Here is a 12,132-nt window from a genome sequence, read left to right as displayed (position 1 = left end):
AAGCTTCCCCTGAGACCTAGACCAGGGGCACTCGCGGGCGCACGAACACCTCAAGAGGAGATCCGCGTGGCTCTCGACGCCGCTGTCAAGAAGCAGATCATGACCGAGTTCGGCACCAAGGAGGGCGACACCGGCTCCCCCGAGGTCCAGGTCGCCATGCTGTCCCGTCGCATCTCGGACCTGACCGAGCACCTCAAGCAGCACAAGCACGACCACCACTCCCGCCGTGGTCTGCTGATCCTGGTCGGCCAGCGCCGCCGCCTCCTGCAGTACCTGGCCAAGAAGGACATCCAGCGCTTCCGTACGCTGGTCGACCGCCTCGGCATCCGCCGCGGTGCGGCCGGCGGCGCCAAGTAAGCAGGTGACGAGGGAGCGGTTCCCCCTTTCAGGGGGCCGCTCCCTTTGCCGTACGTGCACAAAGTGCGCATCGGCCCGTAGGCTGGTCGCACAACCCCCATAACGACGAGCGAGAAGCCGCCGGCTCGCCGCCGGTCCTCGGTAGTGGCCCCCGGGAACGACACCCCGGGTGCTTCGATCGAAGACCGGCCAGCACCCGAGGCGCGCTTCTCCGCCCCCGTCGCACACCGTCCCCGGCCACACGGGCCCCGGACGCAAAGACGAACACGTAGGAGAAACCGCTAGTGGAGAACGAGACCCACTACGCCGAGGCCGTCATCGACAACGGCACCTTCGGCACCCGCACCATCCGCTTCGAGACCGGCCGTCTGGCCAAGCAGGCCGCCGGCTCCGCCGTCGCCTACCTGGACGACGACACCATGGTCCTCTCGGCGACCACCGCCTCGAAGCGCCCCAAGGACCAGCTCGACTTCTTCCCCCTCACGGTGGACGTCGAGGAGCGGCAGTACGCGGCCGGCAAGATCCCCGGCTCCTTCTTCCGCCGGGAGGGCCGCCCCTCCGAGGACGCGATCCTCACCTGCCGCCTGATCGACCGCCCGCTGCGCCCCTCCTTCAAGAAGGGCCTGCGCAACGAGATCCAGATCGTCGAGACGATCATGGCGCTCAACCCCGACCACCTGTACGACGTGGTCGCGATCAACGCCGCCTCCGCCTCCACGATCCTGGCGGGCCTGCCCTTCTCCGGCCCGATCGGCGCCACCCGCGTCGCCCTGATCAAGGGCCAGTGGGTCGCGTTCCCGACGCACACCGAGCTCGAGGACGCCGTCTTCGACATGGTCGTCGCCGGTCGCGTCCTGGAGGACGGCGACGTCGCGATCATGATGGTCGAGGCCGAGGCCACCGAGAAGACCATCGAGCTCGTCAAGGGCGGCGCCGAGGCGCCGACCGAGGAGGTCGTCGCCGCCGGTCTCGAGGCCGCGAAGCCCTTCATCAAGGTCCTCTGCAAGGCCCAGTCGGACCTCGCCGCCAAGGCCGCCAAGCCCACCGGCGAGTTCCCGGTCTTCCTGGACTACCAGGACGACGTCCTGGAGGCCCTCACCGCCGCCGTCAAGGGTGAGCTCACCAAGGCGCTCACCATCGCCGGCAAGCAGGAGCGCGAGGCCGAGCTCGACCGCATCAAGGAGATCGCCGCCGAGAAGCTCCTCCCGGCCTTCGAGGGCCGCGAGAAGGAGATCGGCGGGGCCTACCGCGCGCTGACCAAGAAGCTGGTCCGCGAGCGCGTCATCAAGGACAAGGTCCGCATCGACGGCCGTGGCCTCACGGACATCCGTACGCTCGCGGCCGAGGTCGAGGCCATCCCGCGCGTGCACGGCTCGGCGCTGTTCGAGCGTGGCGAGACCCAGATCCTGGGCGTCACCACCCTCAACATGCTCCGCATGGAGCAGCAGCTGGACACCCTCTCCCCGGTGACCCGCAAGCGCTACATGCACAACTACAACTTCCCGCCGTACTCCGTCGGCGAGACCGGCCGCGTGGGCTCGCCCAAGCGCCGCGAGATCGGCCACGGCGCCCTCGCCGAGCGCGCCATCGTGCCGGTCCTCCCGACCCGCGAGGAGTTCCCCTACGCGATCCGCCAGGTGTCCGAGGCCCTCGGCTCCAACGGCTCGACGTCGATGGGCTCGGTCTGCGCCTCCACCATGTCGCTGCTGAACGCCGGTGTGCCGCTCAAGGCCGCCGTCGCCGGCATCGCCATGGGCCTGATCTCCGAGGAGATCGACGGCCAGACGCACTACGTCGCCCTCACCGACATCCTCGGTGCGGAGGACGCCTTCGGCGACATGGACTTCAAGGTCGCCGGCACGAAGCAGTTCGTGACCGCGCTCCAGCTCGACACCAAGCTCGACGGCATCCCCGCCTCGGTCCTGGCCGCCGCGCTGAAGCAGGCCCGTGACGCGCGTCTGCACATCCTCGACGTGATGAACGAGGCGATCGACGTTCCGGACGAGATGTCCCCGAACGCGCCGCGCATCATCACGGTCAAGATCCCGGTGGACAAGATCGGCGAGGTCATCGGCCCCAAGGGCAAGATGATCAACCAGATCCAGGAGGACACCGGCGCCGAGATCACGATCGAGGACGACGGCACCATCTACATCGGTGCCGCCGACGGCCCGGCCGCCGAGGCCGCCCGCGCCACGATCAACGGCATCGCCAACCCGACCATGCCGGAGGTCGGCGAGCGCTACCTGGGCACGGTCGTCAAGACCACCACCTTCGGTGCCTTCGTCTCCCTGCTCCCGGGCAAGGACGGCCTCCTGCACATCTCGCAGATCCGCAAGCTCGCCGGCGGCAAGCGCGTGGAGAACGTCGAGGACGTGCTCGCGATCGGCTCCAAGGTCCAGGTCGAGATCGCCGAGATCGACCAGCGCGGCAAGCTGTCCCTGATCCCCGTGATCGCGGACGAGGACGCTGCCGAGGGTGACAAGGACGACGCTGCCAAGTGACGTCCCGTAGTTCCCGCGCGACGGCCCGCCCCTCCTCGGAGGGGCGGGCCGTCGCCCGTACCCAAACGCTTCTCCCGGGCAGGGACGGCATCGGCACGGTCCGGCGCACCACCCTCCCCGGCGGCCTCCGCGTCGTCACCGAGACGCTGCCCTCCGTGCGCTCCGCCACCTTCGGCATCTGGGCCCACGTCGGATCCCGCGACGAGACCCCGGCGCTCAACGGCGCCACCCACTACCTGGAGCACCTCCTCTTCAAGGGCACCCGGCGACGGTCCGCCCTCGACATCTCCGCCGCGATCGACGCGGTCGGCGGCGAGATGAACGCCTTCACGGCGAAGGAGTACACCTGCTACTACGCCCGGGTCCTCGACACCGACCTGCCGCTGGCGATCGACGTCGTCTGCGACATGCTGACGGGGTCCCTCATCCTCGAGGAGGACGTCGACGCCGAGCGCGGCGTGATCCTCGAAGAGATCGCGATGACCGAGGACGACCCCGGCGACGTCGTGCACGAGCTGTTCGCGCAGACCATGTTCGGCGACACCCCGCTGGGCCGCCCGGTCCTCGGCACCGTCGACACGGTCAACGGCCTCGGCCGCGACCAGATCGCCCGCTTCTACAAGAAGCACTACGACCCGACCCACCTGGTCGTGGCCGCCGCGGGCAACGTCGACCACGCCACGGTGGTACGCCAGGTCCGCCGCGCCTTCGAGAAGGCCGGCGCCCTCACCCGTACCGACGCCGTCCCCGTCGCCCCCCGCGACGGCCGGCGCACCCTGCGCGCGGCGGGCCGCGTCGAGCTGCTGAACCGCAGGACCGAGCAGGCCCACGTGGTCCTCGGCATGCCGGGCCTGGCCCGCACCGACGAGCGCCGCTGGGCCCTCGGGGTGCTGAACACCGCCCTCGGCGGCGGCATGTCCTCCCGCCTCTTCCAGGAGGTCCGCGAGAAGCGCGGCCTGGCCTACAGCGTGTACTCGTACACCTCGGGCTTCGCCGACTGCGGCCTCTTCGGGGTCTACGCGGGCTGCCGCCCGGCCCAGGTCCACGACGTCCTGAAGATCTGCCGCGACGAGCTCCACAAGGTCGCCTCCGACGGCCTCACGGACGATGAGATCGCCCGCGCCGTCGGCCAGCTCTCCGGGTCGACCGTCCTCGGCCTGGAGGACACCGGCGCCCTGATGAACCGCATCGGCAAGAGCGAGCTCTGCTGGGGCACCCAGATGTCGGTCGACGACATGCTGGACCGGATCGCGGCCGTCACCCCGGACGAGGTCCGCGAGGTCGCCCGCGATGTACTGGACCAGCGGCCCTCGCTCTCGGTGATCGGCCCGCTGAAGGACAAGCAGGCGGACCGCCTCCAGCAAGCGGTCTCCTGACCCACGAGTCCCCCTAAGGAAGACAATGAGCAAGCTGCGCGTGGCCGTCCTCGGTGCACGGGGCCGCATCGGCTCCGAGGCGGTCAAGGCCGTCGAGGCCGCCGAGGACATGGAACTGGTCGCGGCCCTCGGCCGCGGCGACAAGCTGGAGCGCCTCGTCGAGGCGGACGCCCAGGTCGTCGTCGAGCTGACCACCCCGGCCTCGGTCATGGAGAACCTCGACTTCTGCGTGCGCCACGGGATGCACGCCGTCGTCGGCACCACCGGCTGGACCGAGGAGCGCCTCGCGCAGCTGCGGACCTGGCTCGCCGCCTCCCCGGAGACCGGCGTCCTCATCGCTCCGAACTTCTCCATCGGCGCGGTCCTCACCATGAAGTTCGCCCAGATCGCGGCCCCCTACTTCGAGTCCGTCGAGGTCGTCGAGCTGCACCACCCGCACAAGGTGGACGCCCCCTCGGGCACCGCGACCCGGACGGCCCAGCTGATCGCGGCCGCCCGGGCCGAGGCGGGTCTCGGCGCCCAGCCCGACGCCACCGCGACCGCCCTGGACGGGGCGCGCGGCGCCGACGTCGACGGCGTCCGCGTGCACGCCGTGCGCCTCGCGGGCCTGCTGGCCCACCAGGAGGTGCTGCTCGGCGGCGAGGGGGAGACCCTGACGGTCCGCCACGACTCGCTCCACCACTCCAGCTTCATGCCGGGCATCCTGCTGGGCGCCCGCCGTGTCACCACCGCTCCGGGCCTGACCTTCGGCCTGGAGAACTTCCTGGACCTGGGCTGACGGTCATGGGTGGAAAGATCACGTACGTCTTCCTGGCCACCGTGCTCGTCCTCGTCTTCGGCGTGGTGGCGATGGAGGGCGTCCTGCTCCTCCTCACGGGCGAGCCGGCCGCCATGGGGATGGGCGCCGTGGCGTTCCTGCTGCCCGGCGTCGGCGGCTGGTTCCTCTGGAAGAACACCCGGTTCGCCCGCCAGGCGGGCCGCCTCGCCACCGAACTGGAGGCGGAGGGCGGCCTGCCCGTCGACGAGCTGAAGCGCACCCAGGGCGGCCGGATCGACCGCGACTCGGCCGACGAGGTCTTCGCCCGGCGCAAGGCCGAGACGGAGGACGCCCCGGACGACTGGCGCTGCTGGTTCCGGCTCGCGGTCGCCTACCACGACGCCCGCGACACCCCCCGGGCCCGCAAGGCGATGCAGCGGGCCATCGCCCTCCACGAGGGCCGTCCGGTCAGCGCGTAGCGACCGGGGCCACGCCGTACTCGGCGTTCCAGGCCTCGACCGTGTCGGCGGCCCGGTCGAAGGCCTCGACGCGGGAGAGGAAGTCGGCGTTGTGGTCGGTGAGCAGCATCAGCTGCTCGCCGTCCCGCCGGTCGAGGACCAGGGCCTGGCCCTGCACGGTGCGGGGGAGCCCCAGCCAGCGCACCGGCTGCTGCACGGTGCGGACGGAGGTCACCTTCGCCCAGGGCACGGTGGTGGTGGAGAAGAAGGCCGCGCGCCGGATCCCGGCGCGGCTCACCCAGGTCCCCATGCGCAGCATCCGCAGGGCGGCCAGGATGACGAGCACGGCGGTGGCCAGGGTGGCGGCCCCGCCGCTGAATCCTCCGGCCGCGGTGATGATCACCGCGGCGAGGAGGACGAACGAGGCGAACAGCAGCGCGAGCGCCGCCGCCCCGACCCGCCAGGAGCCCGGCCGGTACGGACGGCGCCACTGGTCGTGGTCGTCGAACGGCAGGGCGACGTGGTCGGTCGTGTCAAAAGCACGGTCGGCCGTCAGAAAGGGCAGGGGCACGACAGGTCCTCACTCACAAGCACGCTCGAAGGGGCAGTGCCCGGTGAGGCTACCTCAGCGGTTGTCGGAGGCCTCGGACTGCTGCCGATGAGTGGCGGAGTCCCCCGCCTGAAGGGACGGCATCCCGAAGACCAACGAGCCCACGAGGCCGGCGACGACCGTCAGGCCCAGCAGGGTGCGGCCCACGATCTGCGAGGCACCGAGGCGCTCCCGGGGTGGTGGAGTGACGTTACTGCGGAAGTGGTCCGCCTCCGCGACGAACGCGAACGGTACGGGCTCTTTCCGGCTGAACATCAGGGCCACTCTCCTCGGGTCGTTGTCATGCGTCACAGGTACAGACGACGGATCCGGGGTTCTGGTGCCCTGAATTCACCGAAGTAGCCGAATCTCATCCTCCGGTAGGACGTCGTTAGAGTGGGCGACTGCATTAGCCGATGGGAAGGACCGCTGGTGACCGACAGCCCCACCGAGAACGTGAAGATCGACTTGCGGAGCGACATCACCGTCGACCTGGTCAAGAGCGCGGCGGCCGACTCCGACGTCCTCTGGGCCGCGCGGGTCTCCACTGCGGGCGAGCAGTCCCTCGAAGAGCTCCAGAAGGACCCGGAGCGCTCCAAGGGCCTGATCAACTACCTGATGCGGGACCGCCACGGCAGCCCCTTCGAGCACAACTCGATGACCTTCTTCATCAGCGCCCCGATCTTCGTGTTCCGCGAGTTCATGCGGCACCGCGTGGGCTGGTCGTACAACGAGGAGTCGGGCCGCTACAGGGAGCTCCAGCCGGTCTTCTACGTCCCCGACGCCTCCCGCAAGCTCGTCCAGGAGGGCCGCCCCGGCAAGTACGTCTTCGTCGACGGCACCCAGGAGCAGCACGACCTGGTCAGCCGCACGATGGAGGACTCGTACCGCCAGGCGTACGCCTCCTACCAGGAGATGCTGGCCGCCGGTGTCGCCCGCGAGGTCGCCCGCGCGGTCCTGCCCGTCGGCCTCTTCTCCTCGATGTACGCCACGTGCAACGCCCGCTCGCTGATGCACTTCCTCGGTCTGCGCACCCAGCACGAGCTCGCCGCGGTCCCGTCCTTCCCACAGCGTGAGATCGAGATGGTCGGCGAGAAGATGGAGGAGCACTGGGCCCGGCTGATGCCGCTGACCCACGGCGCCTTCAACAAGAACGGCCGTGTGGCCCCGTAGGGCACAGATGTCCGAACCACCCGTGCGAAGTGTCCGTATTGCGACGTTTCACGAAGTTCATCTAGGCTGATCAAACGGACCCGGCGCTGCCTGAACCCCCGAGCAGGCAGCGCCGGGCTCCCTTTCTCCTGTCCCCCTAGGGGACACCCGGCGCTGAGCAGCGAGTAGCGTGTTACCCATGGCTCCGATCTCCACTCCGCAGACCCCCTTCGGGCGGGTCCTCACCGCCATGGTCACGCCCTTCACGGCGGACGGCGCACTCGACCTCGACGGTGCCCAGCGACTGGCCACCCACCTGGTGGACGCAGGCAACGACGGCCTCGTCATCAACGGGACCACCGGCGAGTCCCCCACCACCAGCGACGCGGAGAAATCGGAGCTGGTACGAGCGGTACTGGAGGCGGTCGGCGACCGCGCCCACGTGGTGGCCGGCGTCGGCACCAACGACACCCACCACTCCCTCGACCTGGCCCGCACCGCCGAGCGCGACGGCGCGCACGGCCTCCTCGCCGTCACGCCCTACTACAACAAGCCCTCACAGGAGGGCCTGTACCGGCACTTCTCGGCCATCGCCGACGCCACCGAGCTCCCGGTGATGCTCTACGACATCCCCGGCCGCAGCGGCGTCCCGATCGACACCGAGACGCTCGTCCGGCTCGCCGAGCACCCGCGCGTCGTCGCCAACAAGGACGCCAAGGGCGACCTCGGCCGCGCCAGCTGGGCCATCGCCCGCTCCGGCCTCGCCTGGTACTCCGGCGACGACATGCTCAACCTGCCCCTGCTCTCGGTCGGCGCCTGCGGCTTCGTCTCCGTCGTGGGCCACGTCGTCACCCCGGAGCTCCGCGCCCTCCTCGAAGCCCACCTGGGCGGCGAGATCCAGAAGGCCACCGAGATCCACCAGAAGCTGCTCCCGGTCTACACCGGGATGTTCCGCACCCAGGGCGTCATGACCACCAAGGCCGCGCTCGCCCTCCAGGGCCTCCCGGCCGGCCCCCTGCGGCTGCCCCTCGTGGAGCTGTCCGCCCCCGAGACCGAGCAGCTCAAGGTCGACCTGGCCGCCGGCGGGGTAGAGCTCTGACAACGGACTTCACAACTGAACACTGACAACAGCAAGTGCACGAATGTCATGCGCGCCACGTGCCGAGGGGTACGTGGCGTGCGTGGTGAGGAGAGTCTTTTGAGTCATCCGCATCCCGAACTCGGTGCCCCGCCGAAGCTGCCGAAGGGCGCCCTGCGCGTCATCCCGCTCGGCGGGCTCGGCGAGATCGGCCGAAACATGACGGTCTTCGAGTTCGACGGCCGTCTGCTCATCGTCGACTGCGGCGTCCTCTTCCCCGAAGAGGAGCAGCCGGGCGTCGACCTGATCCTCCCGGACTTCAGCATCATCCGGGACCGCCTCGACGACATCGAGGGCATCGTGCTCACGCACGGCCACGAGGACCACATCGGTGCCGTCCCCTACCTGCTCCGGCTCAAGCCGGACATCCCGCTGATCGGCTCCAAGCTGACCCTCGCCCTGATCGAGGCCAAGCTCCAGGAGCACCGCATCCGCCCCTACACCCTCGAGGTGAAGGAGGGCGACCGCGAGGTCCTGGGCTCGTTCGACTGCGAGTTCATCGCGGTCAACCACTCCATCCCGGACGCGCTCGCGGTCGCGATCCGCACCCCCGCGGGCATGGCCGTCGCCACCGGCGACTTCAAGATGGACCAGCTCCCGCTGGACGGCCGCCTCACGGACCTGCACGCGTTCGCCCGGCTGAGCGAGGAGGGCATCGACCTCCTCCTCTCGGACTCCACGAACGCCGAGGTCCCGGGCTTCGTCCCGCCGGAGAAGGACATCTCCAACGTCCTGCGCACGGTCTTCGCGAACGCCCAGAAGCGCATCATCGTGGCCAGCTTCGCCAGCCACGTGCACCGCATCCAGCAGATCCTCGACGCCGCCCACGAGTACGGCCGCCGGGTCGCCTTCGTCGGCCGCTCGATGGTCCGCAACATGGGCATCGCCCGCGACCTCGGCTACCTGCGGGTCCCGGCCGGCCTCGTCGTGGACGTGAAGACCCTCGACGACCTCCCGGACGACGAGGTCGTGCTCGTCTGCACGGGCTCCCAGGGCGAGCCGATGGCCGCGCTGTCCCGCATGGCCAACCGCGACCACCAGATCCGGATCGTCCCCGGCGACACGGTGATCCTCGCGTCGTCGCTGATCCCCGGCAACGAGAACGCGGTCTACCGCGTGATCAACGGCCTGACCCGCTGGGGCGCGAACGTCGTCCACAAGGGCAACGCCAAGGTCCACGTCTCGGGCCACGCCTCGGCCGGCGAGCTGCTGTACTTCTACAACATCTGCCGTCCGAAGAACCTCATGCCGGTCCACGGCGAATGGCGCCACCTGCGTGCCAACGCCGAGCTCGGCGCGATGACCGGCATCCCGAAGGACCACATCGTCATCGCCGAGGACGGCGTCGTCGTCGACCTGGTCGACGGCCGCGCCCGCATCACCGGCAAGGTCCAGGCCGGGTACGTGTACGTGGACGGCCTCTCGGTCGGCGACGTCACCGAGACCTCCCTCAAGGACCGCCGGATCCTCGGCGAGGAGGGCATCATCTCGGTCTTCGTGGTGGTCGACTCCTCGACGGGCAAGATCGTGGGCGGCCCGCACGTCCACGCCCGGGGTTCGGGCATCGACGACGCCGCGTTCGACGCGGTGCTGCCGAAGATCGACCAGGCCCTGAACAAGTCCTTCCAGGACGGCGTCGTGGAGCCCCACCAGCTCCAGCAGCTGATCCGCCGCAGCGTCGGCAAGTGGGTGTCCGACACCTACCGCAGGCGTCCGATGATCCTCCCGGTCGTCGTCGAGGTCTGACCTCCGACCTGCGGCACTCCGGGGCGGGGCCCCTCGATTTGCATCGGGGCGCCCCGCTCCAGTACGTTTACGGCTCCGCCAGAACGGGAAGCCCCGGCGCCGACGTGCGCCCGATCGCTTCACCGGGAGGCGGGAAATCCGACTCAGATCTTCTGATAAAGTCGGAATCGCCGAAAGGCCCCCGGAGTGAAAACAAAAGGGACCGGAAAGCACCGAGGAAATCGGATCGGAAAGATCTGATAGAGTCGGAAACGCAAGACCGAAGGGAAAGCCCGGAGGAAAGCCCGAGAGGGTGAGTACGAAGGAAGCGTCCGTTCCTTGAGAACTCAACAGCGTGCCAAAAATCAACGCCAGATTAGTTGATACCCCGTCCATCTTCGGATGGCGAGGTTCCTTTGAAAGTCCTGCCGGCCCTTGTGGTTGGTAGGCGACATACACAGCGAGGACGCTGTGGACGGTCGGCCACATTCCGGCTTGACCGTCCCGCTCAACGCGAGTGTCACCCGATTACGGGTAAACATTCACGGAGAGTTTGATCCTGGCTCAGGACGAACGCTGGCGGCGTGCTTAACACATGCAAGTCGAACGATGAAGCCCTTCGGGGTGGATTAGTGGCGAACGGGTGAGTAACACGTGGGCAATCTGCCCTTCACTCTGGGACAAGCCCTGGAAACGGGGTCTAATACCGGATAACACCGGCTTCCGCATGGGGGCTGGTTGAAAGCTCCGGCGGTGAAGGATGAGCCCGCGGCCTATCAGCTTGTTGGTGGGGTAATGGCCTACCAAGGCGACGACGGGTAGCCGGCCTGAGAGGGCGACCGGCCACACTGGGACTGAGACACGGCCCAGACTCCTACGGGAGGCAGCAGTGGGGAATATTGCACAATGGGCGAAAGCCTGATGCAGCGACGCCGCGTGAGGGATGACGGCCTTCGGGTTGTAAACCTCTTTCAGCAGGGAAGAAGCGAAAGTGACGGTACCTGCAGAAGAAGCGCCGGCTAACTACGTGCCAGCAGCCGCGGTAATACGTAGGGCGCAAGCGTTGTCCGGAATTATTGGGCGTAAAGAGCTCGTAGGCGGCTTGTCACGTCGGGTGTGAAAGCCCGGGGCTTAACCCCGGGTCTGCATCCGATACGGGCAGGCTAGAGTGTGGTAGGGGAGATCGGAATTCCTGGTGTAGCGGTGAAATGCGCAGATATCAGGAGGAACACCGGTGGCGAAGGCGGATCTCTGGGCCATTACTGACGCTGAGGAGCGAAAGCGTGGGGAGCGAACAGGATTAGATACCCTGGTAGTCCACGCCGTAAACGTTGGGAACTAGGTGTTGGCGACATTCCACGTCGTCGGTGCCGCAGCTAACGCATTAAGTTCCCCGCCTGGGGAGTACGGCCGCAAGGCTAAAACTCAAAGGAATTGACGGGGGCCCGCACAAGCAGCGGAGCATGTGGCTTAATTCGACGCAACGCGAAGAACCTTACCAAGGCTTGACATATACCGGAAAGCATTAGAGATAGTGCCCCCCTTGTGGTCGGTATACAGGTGGTGCATGGCTGTCGTCAGCTCGTGTCGTGAGATGTTGGGTTAAGTCCCGCAACGAGCGCAACCCTTGTCCTGTGTTGCCAGCATGCCCTTCGGGGTGATGGGGACTCACAGGAGACCGCCGGGGTCAACTCGGAGGAAGGTGGGGACGACGTCAAGTCATCATGCCCCTTATGTCTTGGGCTGCACACGTGCTACAATGGCCGGTACAAAGAGCTGCGATGCCGCGAGGCGGAGCGAATCTCAAAAAGCCGGTCTCAGTTCGGATTGGGGTCTGCAACTCGACCCCATGAAGTCGGAGTTGCTAGTAATCGCAGATCAGCATTGCTGCGGTGAATACGTTCCCGGGCCTTGTACACACCGCCCGTCACGTCACGAAAGTCGGTAACACCCGAAGCCGGTGGCCCAACCCCTTGTGGGAGGGAGCTGTCGAAGGTGGGACTGGCGATTGGGACGAAGTCGTAACAAGGTAGCCGTACCGGAAGGTGCGGCTGGATCACCTCCTTTCTAAGGAGC

10 protein-coding genes and 1 rRNA gene are annotated in these 12,132 nt (G+C 68.1%); 9 read left to right on the top strand and 2 right to left on the bottom strand.

Features of this window, described 5'->3' with window-relative positions; genetic code table 11:
* Positions 1 to 66: 66 nt before the first annotated feature.
* The 5 genes from rpsO (at position 67) to ACY0MR_RS10540 (ending at position 5,473) form a co-directional block, all read left to right on the top strand.
* A complete protein-coding gene (gene rpsO, locus ACY0MR_RS10560; RefSeq protein ID WP_030206644.1) occupies positions 67 to 357 on the top strand; it encodes a 30S ribosomal protein S15 in 291 nt (96 codons plus the stop codon).
* Between the two features lie 284 nt (positions 358 to 641).
* Positions 642 to 2,861, top strand: a complete 2,220-nt coding sequence (locus ACY0MR_RS10555) for a polyribonucleotide nucleotidyltransferase (RefSeq protein WP_361852675.1) — start codon at positions 642 to 644, stop codon at positions 2,859 to 2,861.
* Positions 2,858 to 4,237: a M16 family metallopeptidase gene (locus ACY0MR_RS10550; protein ID WP_361852678.1), complete on the top strand. Its 1,380-nt coding sequence runs from the start codon at positions 2,858 to 2,860 to the stop codon at positions 4,235 to 4,237. Before ACY0MR_RS10555 ends, ACY0MR_RS10550 begins: the two co-directional genes overlap by 4 nt.
* Positions 4,238 to 4,262: 25 nt before the next feature.
* Positions 4,263 to 5,015, top strand: a complete 753-nt coding sequence (dapB, locus tag ACY0MR_RS10545) for a 4-hydroxy-tetrahydrodipicolinate reductase (protein WP_392040277.1) — start codon at positions 4,263 to 4,265, stop codon at positions 5,013 to 5,015.
* A 5-nt stretch (positions 5,016 to 5,020) separates the two neighbouring features.
* Positions 5,021 to 5,473 carry a hypothetical protein gene (locus ACY0MR_RS10540; protein WP_361852684.1) on the top strand — a complete coding sequence of 151 codons (453 nt, stop codon included), beginning with the start codon at positions 5,021 to 5,023 and terminating at the stop codon, positions 5,471 to 5,473.
* Here the strand turns inward: ACY0MR_RS10540 and ACY0MR_RS10535 are convergent.
* Both ACY0MR_RS10535 and ACY0MR_RS10530 read right to left on the bottom strand, forming a co-directional pair.
* Positions 5,463 to 6,023: a hypothetical protein gene (locus ACY0MR_RS10535; RefSeq protein WP_361852687.1), complete on the bottom strand. Its 561-nt coding sequence runs from the start codon at positions 6,021 to 6,023 to the stop codon at positions 5,463 to 5,465. The genes ACY0MR_RS10540 and ACY0MR_RS10535 overlap by 11 nt on opposite strands.
* Before the next feature lie 54 nt (positions 6,024 to 6,077).
* Positions 6,078 to 6,317, bottom strand: a complete 240-nt coding sequence (locus tag ACY0MR_RS10530) for a hypothetical protein (protein ID WP_361852690.1) — start codon at positions 6,315 to 6,317, stop codon at positions 6,078 to 6,080.
* 156 nt (positions 6,318 to 6,473) lie between these two features.
* On the opposite strand from ACY0MR_RS10530, the gene thyX reads away from it, so the two are divergent.
* From thyX to ACY0MR_RS10510, 4 genes are all read left to right on the top strand, one after another.
* Positions 6,474 to 7,214 carry an FAD-dependent thymidylate synthase gene (thyX, locus tag ACY0MR_RS10525; RefSeq protein ID WP_361852692.1) on the top strand — a complete coding sequence of 247 codons (741 nt, stop codon included), beginning with the start codon at positions 6,474 to 6,476 and terminating at the stop codon, positions 7,212 to 7,214.
* 178 nt (positions 7,215 to 7,392) lie between these two features.
* Positions 7,393 to 8,292, top strand: a complete 900-nt coding sequence (gene dapA / locus ACY0MR_RS10520; RefSeq protein ID WP_388793997.1) for a 4-hydroxy-tetrahydrodipicolinate synthase — start codon at positions 7,393 to 7,395, stop codon at positions 8,290 to 8,292.
* A gap of 99 nt (positions 8,293 to 8,391) precedes the next feature.
* Positions 8,392 to 10,077: a ribonuclease J gene (locus tag ACY0MR_RS10515; RefSeq protein ID WP_361852697.1), complete on the top strand. Its 1,686-nt coding sequence runs from the start codon at positions 8,392 to 8,394 to the stop codon at positions 10,075 to 10,077.
* 520 nt (positions 10,078 to 10,597) lie between these two features.
* A 16S ribosomal RNA gene (locus ACY0MR_RS10510) occupies positions 10,598 to 12,123 on the top strand.
* Positions 12,124 to 12,132: the final 9 nt, after the last annotated feature.

This window comes from Streptomyces sp. JN8, assembly GCF_055808075.1.
This window is presented reverse-complemented; position numbering and strand designations above follow the sequence as displayed.